Here is a 16845-nt window from a genome sequence, read left to right on the forward strand (position 1 = left end):
GAGATAAAGGAGATTTTATGAATCGACATGCGGTCCAATTAATTAGTCGTGGAGCGATTAACAAAATTGGAAATATGCTCTATGATTATGGGAATAGTGTCTGGCTGGCCTCAATGGGGACTATAGGAAAGACGGTATTAGGAATCTATCAGATTTCTGAGTTAGTGACAGGGATTCTCGTCAATCCTTTTGGAGGAGTGATTTCAGACCGTTTTTCTCGTCGCAAGATTTTGATGACGACCGACTTGGTTTGTGGACTCCTTTGTTTGGCGATTTCTTTTATCAGAAGTGATCGTTGGATGATTGCGGCCCTGATTTTTGCCAATATTGTTCAGGCCATTGCATTTGGTTTTTCTCGACCTGCCAATAAAGCCATTATCACAGAGGTGGTAGAGAAAGAAGAGATTGTAACCTATAATGCGCACTTGGAGTTGGTCTTACAGGTTGTTAGTGTCAGTTCACCTGTCTTTTCTTTCCTAGTTCTACAATTTGCCAGTCTCCATGCGACCCTCTTACTAGATGCGCTGACCTTTTTTATTGCATTTGTCCTAGTGGCATTTCTCCCGAAAGAAGAAGCTAAGGTTCAAGAAAAGAAACAGTTTACGGTGAAAGATATTTTTTCTGATATCAAGGAGGGGTTAGACTATATCTGGCATCAGAAAGACATTTTCTTTCTCCTCTTGGTGGCTTCCGGTGTTAATTTCTTTTTTGCGGCTTTTGAGTTTTTACTTCCCTTTTCCAATCGACTCTACGGGGTCAAGGGGGCTTATGCGACCATCTTAACATTGGGAGCTATCGGATCTATTCTAGGAGCACTTGTTGCCAATAAAATTGCATCAAGTATGAAAACTCTCCTGTTTTTACTGATTCTGGCAGGTGTAGGAGTGTTCATGATGGGCTTGCCCCTTCCACCTTATCTTTCCTTTTCGGGAAATCTGGTCTGTGAATTTTTTGTGACCATTTTCGACATCCACGTTTTTACTCAAGTGCAAACCAAGGTGGAAGATGATTATCTGGGGAGAGTCTTGAGCACGATTTATACTTTGGCTGTTCTTTTTATGCCCATCGCCAAAGGTTTGATGACTTGGTTACCAAGTGTCCATGTAGAATCCTTTCTCCTGATTGGAGCTGGAGTTATTCTCTTTTCACTCTTGGCTCAGCTAGTAGCTAAGCAGTTTCAATCAAAAGAACAGTAGGTATCCTTTTATAAAATTGCAACCTATTATTTTTCCCAAATAAGGGACAAAATGAAAACCTCTTTCATGAACTGATACAATAGTTTCAGAAAATGAAGGAGGTTTTTTTATGAAGCGACATGCAGTCCAGTTAATTTCTCGTGGTGCGATCAATAGAATGGGAAATATGCTCTATGATTATGGGAATAGTGTCTGGCTGGCCTCGATGGGGACGGTAGGAAAGACAGTATTGGGGATTTATCAGATTTCTGAACTTGTGACCTCCATTCTAGTTAATCCATTTGGAGGCGTGATCTCAGATCGTTTTTCCCGTCGCAAGATTTTGATGACGACCGACATGGTTTGTGGGCTTCTTTGTTTGGGCATTTCTTTTATCAGGAACGATCGTTGGATGATTGCAGCCCTGATTGTTGCCAATATTGTCCAAGCCATTGCCTTCGCTTTTTCTAGAACTGCCAATAAAGCCATTATTACAGAACTTGTAGAGAAAGACGAGATTGTGACTTATAATGCCCACTTGGAGTTGGTCTTACAGGTTATTGGTGTCACTTCTCCCGTGTTCTCTTTTCTTATTTTACAATTTGCCAGTCTCCATGCGACCCTCTTACTGGATGCACTGACCTTTTTCATTGCTTTTGTACTGGTTGCTTTACTGCCGAAAGAAGAAAAGGTTCAAGAAAAGAAAGGGTTTACGGCAAAGGATATTTTTTCTGATATAAAGGATGGATTGCACTACATCTGGCAGCAGAAAGACATTTTCTTTCTCTTGTTGGTTGCTTCCAGTGTCAATTTCTTTTTTGCAGCTTTTGAGTTTTTACTTCCCTTTTCCAATCGACTTTACGGAGTCAAGGGGGCTTATGCGACCATCTTAACCTTGGGAGCTATCGGGTCCATTATCGGAGCCTTGATCGCCAATAAATTTAAATCAAGCATGGAGATGCTTCTCTTCTTATTGATTTTAACAGGAGTAGGAGTATTCATGATGGGCTTACCTCTTCCTCCTCTCCTTTCCTTTTCTGGAAATTTAGTCTGTGAACTCTTTATGACGATTTTTAATATCCACTTTTTTACCCAAGTGCAAACCAAGGTGGAAGGAGACTATCTAGGCAGGGTCTTAAGCACCATTTTTACCCTGGCCATTCTCTTTATGCCCATTGCCAAAGGCTTGATGACTTGGTTGCCAAGCGTCCGAGTAGAATCCTTTCTCCTGATTGGCGCTGGCGTCATTCTCTTTTCCTTCCTAGCCCAACTAGTAGCCAAGCAGCTACCATCAAAAAGTCATTAGATCAGCATGAAAAAAAGCACCGACTGGTGCTTTTTTTGATCTAGACAAACTATTTTACAGAAAACAACCGAAGCGATGCTAAAAAATCAATCGGTGCTTTTGTTTTCGATTTGTTCGATTTTTTCTTCTTTTTCGCTCGACATCTTTTGTCCTAGTTGTTTTTTCGCAGATTTTAATTCATGTTTTAATGAGAAATTTTTTGGAAGGCTGACTAAGAAAGTCACTAGCGAACCGAGAAGGACACAGATCAGAATCAAAATGATGAGAGGGAGTTTAAATTGGACCAGCAAAAAGTTCACAGTCACCGTTTGCATATTGGCCAAGGAAATAATTGCAATGAGCAGTACAGAAATCAGTAGTGTAACATATTGTAGTTTTCGTTTATTCATTTTGTCTCCTTATTCTTCTAATTCAGCCTTGCTTTTCACATCAGCGTATTCTTCTGCTTTTTCAAGGCTTAAGATATCATTGTAAGTCGCTAGGTCGATGTCTTGTCCATATTTTTTCTTTAGAGCAGTTGTCACCAAGCGATAGGCTAAATTGGCGTTACGAGAGAGGATAGGGCCGTGGAAGTAGCTCCCAAAGACGTTTTTGTAATGAACGCCTTCGCACCCATCTTCCTTGTTGTTCCCATTTCCATAGACGACCTTGCCCAGCGGTTTTTCATCCTCTGCCAAGAAGGTCCGACCCTGGTGGTTTTCAAAACCATAGTAGGTTTCATTGAACTCTTCGTTATGGATCTTGATGTCGCCAATATAGCGGTTGTTTTCTTGGTTGAGAGTGTAATGCCCCATAATACCAAGACCTTCAATGCGTTTGCCAGAAGCTTCAATGTAGTACTGACCTAGAAGCTGAAAGCCACCACAGATAGCAAGGACTACACCATCGTCATGAATAAAGCGCTCGAGGTCTTCTTTTTTATCTGGTAGATCTTCTGATACAATGGTCTGTTCGTAGTCTTGACCTCCACCGAAAAAGGCAATATCGTAGACTTCTGGATCAAAGCGGTCTTTGAGAGAAACGATATCCACAGTGACATGAGCACCAAGCTTCTCCGCAACGTACTTGAGCATGAGGATATTTCCATTGTCGCCATATGTATTCATCAGATTCCCATAAAGATGGGCAATTCTCAATTCGTATTGGTAGGTTTCCTGATCAGGGGATTGTAGTGAAGTGTAGGTCATTAATTCATCTCCTTTCCAATCAGGTGTTCTTGAGCTAGAAGTTCACGGAATTCTAGCATGGCCGTATAGGTGGCTAAAATATAGGCGTGAGGGGTTTCCTGTTGCTGGATGCGTTGGAAGACCTCTTTTAATTCAGCTATTTCTGTGATCTTTTCAGCAGGATAGCCTGTAACCCGAAGTCGCCGAGCAATTTCAGAGTGGCGCACCCCTCCAGCATTGATCTCTGGAATGTCCATTTGAGTGATTTGTTCAAAGTCTGCATCCCAGATCCAGCTGGTGTCTATCCCGTCAGCATAGTTGGCATTGAGAAGTACGGACAAGCTGAATGGATAAGGTGCTAGCTTGATCATTTCAATAGCCTGCGTCGCACCGACTGGATTTTTGATCAGGACCAAGGTACATTCCTTGTCCCCAATCTTAAAAGTTTCTTGACGACCAAAGACAGCCTTACTCTTGTCGAAACCACGCTTAATGACGTCTGGACTTACTTCAAAATAATGGGCAACAGCAACTGCAGCAAGGGCATTATAAATATTATAGAGGCCCCCGATATTGATGTGGTAATTTGTGCCGTTAATCTTGAAGTGAGAAGAAGTATTGGTTAACTCGGTCAATTCATCGACAGCGACTGTCAAAGGAGGACGGTGGAAGCCACAGTTTTCACAGAGGTAATCCCCTAGATTCGCATAGGTATTCAACTGGTAGGTCAAGATGCCATGACATTCTGGGCAGACGATTCCTTCTGTATTGTAATGAGCTAGCTGTGGAGCAGTTTTTTCCGTCTCAAAGCCAAAATATTGAACGGGATTTGGTAGGGGAAGGGTATGGAAAAGAGGACTATCCCCATTCATCAAAACAGTCGCTTGAGGCGCATTTTTAATCCCATCCAAGATCATCCGATAAGTCGTGTAGATTTCTCCGTAGCGGTCCATTTGATCGCGGAAAATATTGGTGATCACAAACAAGGTCGGTGTGATGTAGTCACAAATCCGAGATAGGCTGGCTTCATCGATTTCAAGAACAGCGATTGGACGACCAGAAGAACCTTTTGCGTTCAAGAAAGTAGTCGTAATCCCTGAAATCATATTGGCACCACTAGGATTGGTCACGATAGGTCCAAAAGCCTCCTGAAGAATGCCTACAGTGAGAGCCGTTGTTAGTGTTTTCCCATTCGTACCAGTGATGACTACAATTTCGTAGTTCTGGGCCAGGTGTTGTAAAATATCTTTATCAATTTGAAGGGCAATTTTTCCAGGAAAGGTAGAGCCACGTCCAAGCATACGCAAGAGGTGACTACTTATTTTTCCGGCAATAAGCCCCATACTAGTCTTAATCTTCATAATTCATATTTTATCACAAAAACCAACAGAAGGTTACAGAAAAATCTGTTGAAACATGATATAATGATGTAGAGTGGTTTGAACGCGCTATCCTTTTGATAGAAGCCTTGCTGTTGCTAGTAAGATTCTACAATTTGTTAGCCGTTCGATAAGCCTAGAAGAGAAGTGGTAGGTATGAGATCGTGAACATCCAACAACTGTCAAATCCCCAGTACTGGGCCAGTTTATTTCCCACTCCCTGGAGTGTGGTTGTCAACCTTATTGACATTGCCCTAGTGGCTTGGTTATTGTATTATTTTATCAAAGCCATTGTCGGCACTAAAATTATGATTTTAGTCCGTGGTGTCTTGACCTTTTTCTTATTTGAGTTAATTGCCAATATGATTGGTTTAACGACCATTTCTTGGTTGATCAACCAAATCATCACCTACGGGGTCATTGCTGCGGTAGTGATTTTCTCTCCGGAAATTCGGACGGGATTAGAACGATTAGGTCGAGCAACTGAATTTTTCTCAACCAACCAGATTAGTACAGAAGAAAAATTGGTTCAATCTTATGTAAAAGCAGTTGCCTATATGAGCCCTCGGAAGATTGGGGCCTTGGTTGCGATACAAGGAAGTAGAACCCTTCAAGAATACATATCCACAGGTATTCCCCTTGATGCAGATGTATCAGGTGAACTACTGATCAATATTTTTATCCCCAACACCCCACTTCATGATGGGGCTGTGATTGTTACCAATGATAAAATTGCTGTATCTTGTGCCTATCTTCCCTTAACAGAAAGCACGGGAATTTCAAAAGAGTTCGGTACGCGACACCGGGCTGCAATCGGCTTGTCTGAGGTAAGTGATGCCTTCACCTTTGTTGTTTCGGAAGAAACGGGTGGTATCTCCATTGCGAGAAATGGGAGCTTTAGAAACGACCTCAGTATCGAAGAATTCGAACAAGAATTGCGTTCCTTCATTATTCCAGAAGATCAAGGAAAAAAAGATTTGAAATCAAGAATTTTTGGAGGACGTATCAAATGATTCCAAAAAGAAAAATTGTCTATATTGTGACATCAGTCTTTTTCTCAAGTCTCTTATTCATCATTGCCACCTCTGTTAATTTCCAAAATAACAGTAGTGCTCGTCAAGTGAGCTCTGAAACTTACACGAACACCTTAACCAATATTCCGATTGATGTAAAATATAACGATAGTAAATATTTTGTTAGCGGGATTAGTTCAGAAGTAACAGTTTTTCTGAAGGGATCTAACCGTGTCGCCTTAGCATCAGAAATGCAGGCTAGTACTCGTAAATTTAAAGTGGTAGCCGATCTTAGCAATCTGAAAGAGGGCCAGCATGAAATCACCTTAAAGGTCGAAAACCTACCTTCTGGTTTGACTGCAACCATTGAGCCTGAGAAAGTTACTGCAAAAATTGGTAAGAAAAAGACGAAAAAGTTTGATGTTTCCGTCACGGTACCAGACAAACAAATTGCCCCAGGGTGGAATCTCTCACATGTTACTTTTTCTGAAGATAAGGTCTCTGTAACCAGCGACCAGGATACTTTAGCCAAAGTTGATCATGTAGAAGCCATCTTCCCTGAAGGAGATCTTTTAAGCAATACCTACACAGCAACCGTCTCCTTGAAGGCAGTAGATAGCGAGGGAAATGATTTGCCAGTTATTATCTCTCCATCAGAACTATACATGAAGGTTGAGTTGAAACAGACAAGTTCTAGCTCTTCTTCATCCAGTTCCTCATCAAATAATAGCAATTAATAAAGAATCATCGAAAGGATTATCATAATGGGTAAATATTTTGGAACGGACGGAGTCCGTGGAGAAGCAAACGTCGAATTGACGCCAGAGTTGGCCTTTAAGCTCGGTCGATACGGAGGTTATGTCCTCAGCCAACATGAAAAAGGAACTCCACTTGTTTTCGTAGGACGAGATACCCGTATTTCTGGTGAAATGTTAGAAAGTGCTCTCGTAGCAGGTCTCCTATCTGTAGGGATTAAAGTTTATAAACTCGGTGTCATCGCGACACCAGGTGTAGCTTATTTGGTTCGTTCTGAAGGTGCAAGTGCTGGGGTCATGATTTCTGCCAGTCATAATCCAGCCTTAGACAATGGGATTAAATTCTTTGGAAATGACGGCTATAAATTAGACGATGACCGTGAACTAGAGATTGAAGCCTTATTGGATGCGGAGTCTGATACTCTTCCTCGTCCTAGTGCGGAAGGTCTTGGAACGGTAATGGACTATCCTGAAGGACTTCGTAAGTATCAAGAATACTTAGTTTCAACTGGAACCCAGCTTGAAGGAATGCACGTGGCTCTAGATGCTGCGAATGGTTCAGCATCTACAAGTGCCCGCCAAGTCTTTGCTGACTTAGGAGCACGTTTAACAGTTATTGGAGAAAGCCCAAATGGTCTTAATATCAATGATCAAGTGGGCTCTACCCATCCTGAGGCTTTGCAGGAGGCTGTTCGAGAGTCTGGTGCAGCTATTGGTTTGGCTTTTGATGGTGATAGTGACCGTTTGATTGCGGTTGACGAAAATGGGGACCTAGTCGATGGTGATAAAATCATGTACATCATTGGAACCTACCTTTCTGATAAGGGCCTCTTAAAAGATAACACCATCGTAACGACGGTCATGTCCAATCTTGGATTCCATAAAGCCTTGGATGCCAAAGGTATTCATAAGGTTGTGACTGCTGTAGGAGACCGCTATGTAGTTGAAGAGATGCGGAAGTCCGGATACAATCTTGGTGGAGAGCAATCTGGTCACGTGATTGTCATGGACTACAATACCACTGGAGATGGCCAGATGAGTGCCGTTCAATTGACTAAGATTATGCAAGAAACTGGTCGAACCTTATCAGACCTTGCATCAGAAGTTACCATCTATCCTCAAAAATTAGTTAATATCCGTGTTGAAAATAGCATGAAAGATAAGGCTATGGAAGTTCCGGCCATTCGTGCAATTATTGAAAAAATGGAAGCTGAAATGGCTGGGAATGGTCGTATCTTAGTTCGTCCAAGTGGTACCGAACCACTACTTCGTGTCATGGCAGAAGCTCCGACTGATGAAGAAGTGGATTACTATGTGGATACCATTGCTGCTGTAGTCAAAGATGAAATTGGTCTTGAAGATTAAATAAAGAAGTAAACTCTCCAAGTGAGAGTTAAGGAGGTCAATATGAAATATTTACGTCGAGTGATGTGGGCTCTAGCCCTTGTTGCTACAGTTCTCTTTTCGAATGCTTTTGTGCAAACGATTCAAGCGTCTGAAGTCCTGTCTTATACGCAAACAGCTAGTCTGACCAAGGAAAACCAAGTAGTAACCAGTGGAACTACAGTCTTATCAAACGAAAAATTGTCCGCTACCATCAATGTAGCCTTTCCAGATACACAATCCATTCAAGCAGGTGACACCCTGACCTTGTCTTTGCCTAAAGAATTAACCTTCTATACAGCTCTAGAATTTGATGTGGTAGAAGAAGGCCAAACAAATGGTCAGACAGTTGGGAAAGCTGTTGTCAATTCGGCAAACAAGACTGTAACGGTTACGTTTAACGATTACTTTGCTTCACACCCACTCAATAAACGCGTTTCTTTACGTTTTGATGTGAAAGTTGATCCAGAGGTTGTTACCAAAACATCCCCACTGACCTTTAAAATTGGCAATACAGATTTTTCATTAAACTACGAAAAAACAGATGGTCAAGCTGGTGACTATGAAATGAAATATGGCTACCAAGACCAAACAGATCCAACGATTGTAAAATGGCGGATTATCTTAAATGCTCGTCAAGATATCCTTCGTGGAATGGTCATTAAGGATCAATTTGGAGATGGTTTGACACTGGTAGAAGGTAGTTTCCGTGCGGTTCGCTTTAATCCAGTAGATGGTGGAATTAGAAACGAAGCCCATATTTTAAGTCTGCCAGTATTAGACAATTTCAGTAAAAAAGCTGTCTTCGACAAGAATGCAGCTGGTCAGATCACAGGATTTACTATTGAATTTGGAGATAACTACCATTGGCCAATGTACATTGAATACTCTACTAAAGTAGCTCCTGGTACAAAAGTTGGAGATCTCGTTCATAATACTTTGACATGGACAGCAACCAATTTCCCTGAGCCTCGTAGCTTAATACGAGAAGTGAGACTGGAATCAGGATCTGGAGAAGGATTAGGTGAGAAAGAACAAACCCCACCGACTTCAAGTTCTAGTTCTTCATCGAGCTCATCCTCTTCATCAAGTTCTAGTTCTTCATCGAGCTCATCCTCTTCATCAAGTTCTAGTTCTTCATCGAGCTCATCTACAGCAACAACGACATCAAAACCTTCCGATCCGACTACAACAGAAAGCAATGATATTCCAAAAACTGGGAAGAAAAAAGTCCTTCCTCGTACGGGTGAAAAGATGACGCCTGTGATTATCCTGGTTGGTATCTTGGGTTGTGCGGTTGGCTATACTGTGTTACGCTCTAAGAAGCTAACCAAATAATACTCGTTATTAAAAGGCTGGAATTTTCCAGTCTTTTTTGATGCTTCTATAAAAGTGTAGTTAAACAAGTGTCGATGTTGAAAAATTTATTTCATCCAATAGCTCCCTTTCCTCTAGGAGGTGGATGTTTGAAAAATGCCCTTATTCGTGGTAAAATAGGGCTAATGAATTTATTGTAATTGAGGTAAAAAACGTGGCTTTTGGAGACAACGGAAAACGCAAAAAAACTTTCTTTGAAAAATTGACCATGCTGGTCATTGTTATTATGTTGATTGTAACAGTTGGAGCAATCTTTGCTGCAGCTTTGGGTGCACTATCCTACTAAGGGACTACCAAGCAACACTTGGTTATAAAAGGAAAACGATAAACTATGAGTATGTTTTTAGATACAGCCAAGATTAAGGTCAAGGCTGGAAATGGCGGCGATGGCATGGTGGCCTTTCGCCGTGAAAAGTATGTTCCCAATGGCGGCCCTTGGGGTGGTGATGGTGGACGCGGAGGCAATGTGATCTTCGTTGTAGACGAAGGCCTGCGCACGCTGATGGACTTCCGTTATAACCGGCATTTCAAAGCCCAAAATGGGGAAAAAGGAATGACCAAAGGGATGCACGGACGGGGAGCAGAAGATCTCTATGTGCGAGTGCCGCAAGGAACAACTGTCCGAGATGCTGAGACTGGTAAGGTCATTACCGACTTGGTTGAAAATGGGCAAGAGTACATTGTTGCCCATGGAGGACGTGGAGGGCGCGGGAATATCCGTTTTGCCACTCCTAAAAATCCAGCACCTGAGATTTCAGAAAATGGGGAACCGGGTCAGGAACGCGAACTCGAATTAGAACTCAAAGTCTTGGCAGACGTTGGTCTGGTTGGCTTCCCATCAGTAGGGAAATCAACTCTTCTTAGTGTGATTACTTCTGCCAAACCAAAAATTGGGGCCTATCATTTTACAACCATCGTTCCAAACTTGGGCATGGTTCGGACGCCGTCAGGTGAATCCTTTGCAGTAGCAGACCTTCCTGGATTGATTGAAGGGGCTAGCCAAGGGGTCGGACTGGGGACTCAGTTCCTTCGTCACATCGAGCGCACCCGTGTCATCTTGCATGTCATCGATATGTCAGCCAGTGAAGGACGCGATCCTTATGAAGATTACGTTCAAATCAATAAAGAGCTTGAAACCTATAATCTTCGCTTGATGGAACGTCCGCAGATTATCGTGGCGAATAAGATGGATATGCCAGAGAGCCAGGAAAATTTGAAAGAGTTCAAGAAAAAATTGGCGGCCAATTACGACGAGTTTGATGAACTACCACAGATCTTCCCAATCTCTAGTTTGGCGCATCAAGGTTTGGACAATTTGTTAGAAGCAACAGCAGACTTGTTAGACAAAACACCAGAATTCTTGCTCTATACAGAAGAAGATATGGCGCAAGAAGAAGTCTACTACGGCTTTGATGAGGAACAACCAGCCTTCGAGATTAATCGTGATGATGATGCTTCTTGGATCTTGTCCGGTGATAAGCTAGAGAAGCTCTTCAATATGACCAATTTTGATCGCGACGAGTCTGTCATGAAATTTGCGCGTCAATTGCGCGGAATGGGTGTCGATGAAGCCCTTCGTGCGCGTGGTGCCAAAGATGGAGATATCGTACGTATCGGTAAATTCGAATTTGAATTTGTTGACTAGTTAGAGCTAAAGAGGAGAAGAAGATGGGAGATAAACCAATATCTTTTCGTGATAAAGACGGAAATTTTGTCTCTGCTGCAGACGTTTGGAATGCAGAAAAATTGGAAGAACTCTTTAATAAGTTGAATCCCAATCGTAAGTTACGGTTAGAACGGGAAAAACTAGCAGCATCCAGTGAACATTAGGAATCAGGAGAAGAAAATGGCAAAAACAATTCACACAGACAAAGCACCAGCAGCAATTGGTCCTTATGTTCAAGGAAAAATAGTGGGCAATCTCTTATTTGCAAGTGGGCAAGTTCCCCTTTCACCAGAAACAGGTGAAATTGTTGGTGAAACCATTCAAGAACAAACCCAACAAGTCTTGAAAAATATTGCTGCTATCCTTGAAGAAGCTGGAACGGACTTTGATCACGTGTTGAAAACAACCTGTTTCTTAGGTGATATGAATGATTTTGTACCTTTTAATGAGGTTTATAAGACAGCATTTTCAAGTGAATTTCCAGCACGTTCTGCAGTAGAAGTGGCTCGCTTGCCACGCGATGTCAAAATCGAAATCGAAGTGATTGCAGAAGTATAGTCTCAATAGAAGGAATGCATTCGGGTAAAAGGAATGTTGGAGTGAGAGCCATCGACTGACCAACTGGAAAGATGATGCCCTCCTCCTTTTTTGTAAGGAAAAGGTGATTAGGATGACAGATACAGAAAAAACAATTCAACTGGTCATTGTAACAGGAATGAGTGGAGCAGGGAAGACCGTAGCCATTCAGTCCTTTGAAGATATGGGCTATTTCACCATTGATAATATGCCTCCAGCTCTCTTGCCAAAATTTATAGAGCTGATTCAACTCTCGATGGACAATAACAAATTGGCTCTCGTCGTGGATATGCGTAGTCGGTCTTTCTTCGCAGAAATTCGCTCCATTTTGGATGAATTAGAGAATCACGAAGGAATTGATTTTAAAATTCTCTTTTTGGATGCGACCGATAGTGAATTGGTTGCTCGCTACAAAGAAACCCGTCGTAGTCATCCACTGGCTGCTGATGGGCGCGTCTTAGATGGGATTACTCTCGAACGTGAACTTTTGGCTCCGCTTAAAAACATGAGTCAAAATGTCATTGATACGACGGAATTAACTCCACGGAACCTTCGAAAAGTGATTGCTGAACAATTCTCCAGACAAGATAGCCAGCCTGAGTTTCGGATTGAAGTCATGTCCTTTGGTTTTAAGTATGGTTTGCCTTTAGATGCAGACTTGGTCTTTGATGTTCGTTTCCTACCTAATCCTTATTACCAACCAGAGCTACGGAATCAAACGGGGCTAGACGATGATGTCTATAACTATGTCATGGATCACAAAGAATCAGAAGAGTTTTATCGTCATCTTTACGAGTTGATTGCTCCCATCTTGCCAGCATACAAACGAGAAGGGAAGTCTGTCTTGACTATTGCTATGGGATGTACAGGCGGTCAACACCGTTCAGTTGCCTTTGCGGCACGGCTCGGACGTGATTTAGCTAAAGATTGGACGGTTAATATGAGTCATCGCGACAAAGACCGACGGAAAGAAACGGTGAATCGTTCATGAGAAAACCAAAAATGACCGTCATCGGAGGCGGTACAGGGATTTCTGTCATCTTGAATAGCCTACGGAAAAAGGATGTTGAAATTACGGCCATTGTGACAGTGGCGGATGATGGTGGTAGTTCTGGAGAACTTCGAAAAAATATTCATCAATTGACCCCACCAGGCGACTTGCGAAATGTACTAGTAGCCATGTCTGACATGCCTCGCTTTTATGAAAAAGTCTTTCAATATCGTTTTGCGGAAGACGATGGGCCACTAGCTGGTCATCCTCTAGGGAATTTGATTATTGCCGGAATTTCTGAAATGCAGGGCTCGACCTATAATGCCATGCAATTGCTTACGAAATTTTTCCATACGACAGGAAAAATTTATCCTTCCAGCGATACACCGTTGACCCTTCATGCCGTCTTTATGGATGGGTCAGAGGTCGCTGGGGAGAGTGAAATCGCCCATCATGAGGGCATGATTGATTATGTCTATGTCACTAATACCTATAATGATGAGACGCCGAAAGCGAGTCGAAAAGTGGTAGATGCGATTTTAGAAAGTGATATGGTTATTTTAGGGCCCGGTTCTCTCTTTACATCGATCCTTCCTAATCTAGTGATTGAAGAAATTGGACAAGCCTTGCTTGAGACAAAAGCAGAGGTCGCTTATGTCTGCAACATCATGACCCAACGAGGGGAGACAGAACACTTTACTGACAGTGACCATGTATCTGTCCTTCATAAACACTTGAAGAAGCCTTTTATTGATACTGTTTTGGTCAATATTGAAAAAGTACCTCAAGAATACATGAACACGAATCGCTTTGATGAATATCTGGTTCAAGTGGAACACGATTTTGCAGGTTTAAAAGCTCAGGTGCCCCGAGTTATTTCAACCAATTTCCTACGCTTGGAAAATGGCGGAGCCTTCCATGATGGAGAAGCTGTTGTGGATGAACTGATGCAAATGGTACAGGTGATTAAATGAGTTTTACCATTAAAGTAAAAGAAGAGCTCTTGACCCTTCACCGCTTTGAGAAAAGTGAATTATCTGCTCTGATTAAGATGTCAGGTAGTTTGGGCTTGAGTATGGGGGGCTTAAGTTTGTCTCTGACAACGGAGAATGCTAAGATTGCCCGCCATATCTATGAATTGATTATGGAGTTTTATCAGGTCAAGTCGGACATTCGTCACCACCAAAAAACCAATTTGAAAAAGAATCGCGTCTATACTGTTTCTATTGATGAAAAAGTCGAAGAGATTCTTGCAGACCTGCATTTGGCTGATTCTTTCTTTGGTATTGAGACTGGGATTGACCCGAGAATCTTAGAAGAAGACGAAGCAAGTCGAGCTTATCTGAGAGGAGCTTTCTTAGCAAGTGGGACCATCAAGGATCCAGAATCAGGACGCTATCAATTAGAGATTAGTTCGGTTTATTCTGACCATGCCCAGGATTTGGCCAACCTGATGCAACACTTTTTGTTAGATGCCAAGACCATCGAACGCAAAAAAGGAGTTGTCACCTATTTGCAGCGGGCGGAGGATATTATTGATTTCCTCATCTTGGTAGAAGCGAAGCAGGCCTTGGAAGAATTTGAGTCTGTCAAAGTCATGCGAGAGGCGCGCAATGATCTTAATCGAGCCAACAATGCTGAAATGGCCAATATAGCGCGGACGGTTACAGCTAGTATGAAGACCATCAACAATATCGTCAAAATCATGGATACTATTGGATTAGGTGGCCTTCCTGTCGAGCTTCAGGAAGTTGCTTATGTTCGAATTCAGAATCCCGACTATTCCATTCAGCAAATTGCAGATGCCTTGAAAACGCCCTTGACCAAAAGTGGCGTCAATCATCGCTTGCGGAAAATCAATAAGATTGCAGAAGAATTGGATAATTTGTAAGCAGAAAAAATCCTTTGAATCTTTTGATTCAAAGGATTTTTCTTATAAGCTAGTCGAGTGAACTGGTTGAACTTTCTTATCTGGATAGATGTAGTTAATGGCGTTATTCACTGCTGTAGGAGCTTCGCCTAAGCCGGTTGCAATTAAATCAATTTTCCCATCATAGAAGCAACAATCGCCACAAGCATAGATTCCTTCCCGACTGGTCTCCTGTTTGCGATTCACGAGGATTTTATGACGTTGGAGATCCAAGCCCCATTCTTTTAATTTGCCAACTGACGATTTGAAGCCGTAGTTGACAAAGAGTTCATCGATAGGGAGTAATTGGGTTTCATCTGATTTGACCTTGGTGATTTCCAAGTGGCTGGCACGGCCATTTTCTCCGATTAAGCGACTAGGAACATAAGGAGTTTGAATAGAGACAGAAGAAGCCTTTAATTCCTCAACGCTATGTTCGAGAGCTCGGAAATTATCACGACGATGGACCAGAGTTGTCGGTGCGATTTTTTCAAAGGCCAGGGCCCAATCGACTGCTGAATCTCCTCCACCTAGAATAGCAACTTGTTTGCCAGCATATTGTTGGATATTTGAAACATGGTAGTGGACGTTCTCAAATTCTTCAGCCCCATCCACTTCTAATGGACGTGGTTTGAAGGCACCACCGCCCATAGCAATAATGACAGCACGACTGAAATGTTGGTCTTTATTGGTTTCAATTAGGAAGTGATCTTCGTTTTTATGAATGTCCAAAACAGTTTCATTCAAACAAATGTCGGTCTCGAATGTTTTTAATTGATCGATCAACCGATTGGACAATTCTTCCCCTGTTAGGTTGGTAAAACCAGGGACATCTAGGATACGTTTCTCAGGATAGAGAATAGCAGGTTGACCACCTAGTTGAGGGAGGGAATCGATTAATTTCACTTTTACTTGACGCAGATGGCCATAGAAGGCAGCAAAGAGCCCTACAGGGCCACCGCCGATAATGGTAATGTCATAGATTTCAGACATGGTATCTCCTTTGTGATGTGTAACTAATCCTATTGTATCATAATTCGGAGTTAAATAGAAAGTGGAGGATAATACAAGAATTAAAAAGGATGAATCAAGGGATTAAGATATATTTTTTAAAAATAATGTTCGGTTTATTTACAAGTGTTCGATATTCTGATAGAATAAATTATTATTATTTTTTTATAAGGAGATTATTCAAAAATGCAATTTGATTTTTGGGTTAAAGTTGCGACCGAATTTATTGCAACAGCTTTATTGATTATTTTAGGAAATGGTGCCGTTGCAAACGTTGAATTGAAGGGTACCAAAGGGCATCAAAGTGGATGGCTCGTGATTGCAATCGGGTACGGAATAGGTGTTATGATGCCAGCCTTGATGTTTGGTAATGTATCAGGAAACCATATCAACCCTGCTTTTACGATTGGACTTGCAGTTAGTGGCCTCTTCCCTTGGGAAAATGTTTTATACTACATCGTTGCTCAAGTTCTTGGAGCCATGTTTGGACAATTGGTTGTCGTTGCGACTCACCGTCCATATTACCTTCAAACTGAAAATCCAAACAATATCTTGGGAACTTTCTCAACGATTTCTAGCTTGGATAAAGGAACACCTGAATCACGTAAAGCAGCAACCATCAATGGTTTCGTCAATGAGTTTGCAGGGTCATTCGTTCTTTTCTTTGGGGCACTTGGCTTGACAAAACACTTCTTCGGTGCTGAGGTTGCTTCTCTAGCTCAAAGAGCAGCGACTGAGCAAGGAGGGATTTTTGATGCTTCTTCAACAGCTGCAAAATTGGCTTTGTCACAAGCACATGCTCCTGGTCTAGGAATTGCTCACTTGGCACTTGGATTCCTCGTTATGGCTTTGGTGACATCACTTGGTGGTCCTACAGGACCTGGTTTGAACCCTGCACGTGACCTTGGTCCACGTTTGGTTCACGCCTTCCTTCCAAAATCTGTCTTAGGTGAACACAAGGGAGATTCAAAATGGTGGTACGCTTGGGTACCAGTTGTAGCACCAATCTTGGCTGCAATCGTTGCCATTGCTCTCTTTAACTTCCTTTATATGTAAGACTAGAACACTTTTCGTAGACATTACGGAAAGTGTTTTTTATCTTTTAATGAGGAAACAGTTTTTTCTAAAGGGAGTAGGG

At 42.1% G+C, this 16845-nt stretch carries 18 protein-coding genes; 14 read left to right on the forward strand and 4 right to left on the reverse strand.

Annotated elements, in window-relative coordinates; genetic code table 11:
* Positions 1–17 precede the first annotated feature (17 nt).
* Positions 18–1196 carry an MFS transporter gene (locus DW738_RS01165; protein WP_117744062.1) on the forward strand — a complete coding sequence of 393 codons (1179 nt, stop codon included), beginning with the start codon at positions 18–20 and terminating at the stop codon, positions 1194–1196.
* 109 nt (positions 1197–1305) lie between these two features.
* Positions 1306–2481 carry an MFS transporter gene (locus tag DW738_RS01170; protein WP_120702133.1) on the forward strand — a complete coding sequence of 392 codons (1176 nt, stop codon included), beginning with the start codon at positions 1306–1308 and terminating at the stop codon, positions 2479–2481.
* Positions 2482–2567: 86 nt separating this feature from the next.
* On the opposite strand, the gene DW738_RS01175 is transcribed toward DW738_RS01170, so the two are convergent.
* The 3 genes from DW738_RS01175 to murT are packed head-to-tail and all read right to left on the reverse strand — an operon-like array spanning position 2568 to position 5008.
* Positions 2568–2870 carry a lipopolysaccharide assembly protein LapA domain-containing protein gene (locus DW738_RS01175; protein WP_023026638.1) on the reverse strand — a complete coding sequence of 101 codons (303 nt, stop codon included), beginning with the start codon at positions 2868–2870 and terminating at the stop codon, positions 2568–2570.
* Positions 2871–2879: 9 nt separating this feature from the next.
* On the reverse strand, positions 2880–3668 hold the full coding sequence (gatD, locus tag DW738_RS01180) for a lipid II isoglutaminyl synthase subunit GatD (RefSeq protein ID WP_023022762.1): 789 nt from the start codon (positions 3666–3668) through the stop codon (positions 2880–2882).
* Positions 3668–5008 (reverse strand): lipid II isoglutaminyl synthase subunit MurT, encoded by a 1341-nt coding sequence (gene murT, locus DW738_RS01185; protein WP_123160104.1) that lies wholly within the window; start codon positions 5006–5008, stop codon positions 3668–3670. The genes gatD and murT overlap by 1 nt, the downstream gene beginning before the upstream one ends.
* Before the next feature lie 182 nt (positions 5009–5190).
* Here murT and cdaA point away from each other — a divergent pair, with 182 nt between their 5' ends.
* The 11 genes from cdaA to whiA all read left to right on the forward strand — a co-directional run bounded on the left by cdaA (position 5191) and on the right by whiA (position 14678).
* The gene (gene cdaA / locus DW738_RS01190; RefSeq protein ID WP_123160105.1) at positions 5191–6039 is read left to right on the forward strand and encodes a diadenylate cyclase CdaA; all 849 of its coding nucleotides are present in this window, start codon (positions 5191–5193) and stop codon (positions 6037–6039) included.
* Complete coding sequence (locus tag DW738_RS01195; protein ID WP_123160106.1) at positions 6036–6776, forward strand: CdaR family protein; 741 nt, start codon at positions 6036–6038, stop codon at positions 6774–6776. Before cdaA ends, DW738_RS01195 begins: the two co-directional genes overlap by 4 nt.
* A gap of 27 nt (positions 6777–6803) precedes the next feature.
* Complete coding sequence (gene glmM / locus DW738_RS01200; RefSeq protein WP_123160107.1) at positions 6804–8159, forward strand: phosphoglucosamine mutase; 1356 nt, start codon at positions 6804–6806, stop codon at positions 8157–8159.
* 42 nt (positions 8160–8201) lie between these two features.
* The gene (locus DW738_RS01205) at positions 8202–9515 is read left to right on the forward strand and encodes an Ig-like domain-containing protein (RefSeq protein ID WP_123160108.1); all 1314 of its coding nucleotides are present in this window, start codon (positions 8202–8204) and stop codon (positions 9513–9515) included.
* Between the two features lie 193 nt (positions 9516–9708).
* The gene (locus DW738_RS01210) at positions 9709–9840 is read left to right on the forward strand and encodes a DUF4044 domain-containing protein (protein WP_006596603.1); all 132 of its coding nucleotides are present in this window, start codon (positions 9709–9711) and stop codon (positions 9838–9840) included.
* Between the two features lie 45 nt (positions 9841–9885).
* A complete protein-coding gene (gene obgE / locus DW738_RS01215) occupies positions 9886–11199 on the forward strand; it encodes a GTPase ObgE (protein ID WP_123160109.1) in 1314 nt (437 codons plus the stop codon).
* A 23-nt stretch (positions 11200–11222) separates the two neighbouring features.
* Positions 11223–11384: a hypothetical protein gene (locus DW738_RS01220; protein ID WP_123160110.1), complete on the forward strand. Its 162-nt coding sequence runs from the start codon at positions 11223–11225 to the stop codon at positions 11382–11384.
* 16 nt (positions 11385–11400) lie between these two features.
* Complete coding sequence (locus DW738_RS01225) at positions 11401–11778, forward strand: RidA family protein (RefSeq protein ID WP_123160111.1); 378 nt, start codon at positions 11401–11403, stop codon at positions 11776–11778.
* A gap of 112 nt (positions 11779–11890) precedes the next feature.
* Positions 11891–12787 carry an RNase adapter RapZ gene (gene rapZ / locus DW738_RS01230; RefSeq protein WP_023022776.1) on the forward strand — a complete coding sequence of 299 codons (897 nt, stop codon included), beginning with the start codon at positions 11891–11893 and terminating at the stop codon, positions 12785–12787.
* A complete protein-coding gene (locus DW738_RS01235; RefSeq protein ID WP_123160112.1) occupies positions 12784–13761 on the forward strand; it encodes a YvcK family protein in 978 nt (325 codons plus the stop codon). Before rapZ ends, DW738_RS01235 begins: the two co-directional genes overlap by 4 nt.
* Positions 13758–14678 (forward strand): DNA-binding protein WhiA, encoded by a 921-nt coding sequence (whiA, locus tag DW738_RS01240; protein WP_117744071.1) that lies wholly within the window; start codon positions 13758–13760, stop codon positions 14676–14678. Before DW738_RS01235 ends, whiA begins: the two co-directional genes overlap by 4 nt.
* A 42-nt stretch (positions 14679–14720) precedes the next feature.
* Here whiA and DW738_RS01245 read toward each other — a convergent pair whose 3' ends face one another.
* Positions 14721–15689, reverse strand: a complete 969-nt coding sequence (locus DW738_RS01245; RefSeq protein ID WP_123160113.1) for an NAD(P)/FAD-dependent oxidoreductase — start codon at positions 15687–15689, stop codon at positions 14721–14723.
* Between the two features lie 204 nt (positions 15690–15893).
* Between DW738_RS01245 and gla the strand changes: the two genes are divergently transcribed.
* Positions 15894–16763 carry an aquaglyceroporin Gla gene (gla, locus tag DW738_RS01250; RefSeq protein WP_123160114.1) on the forward strand — a complete coding sequence of 290 codons (870 nt, stop codon included), beginning with the start codon at positions 15894–15896 and terminating at the stop codon, positions 16761–16763.
* Positions 16764–16845: the final 82 nt, after the last annotated feature.

Origin of the sequence: Streptococcus sp. AM28-20, from assembly GCF_003603595.1 — a bacterium.
Classification (GTDB): Bacteria; Bacillota; Bacilli; order Lactobacillales; family Streptococcaceae; genus Streptococcus; species Streptococcus ilei.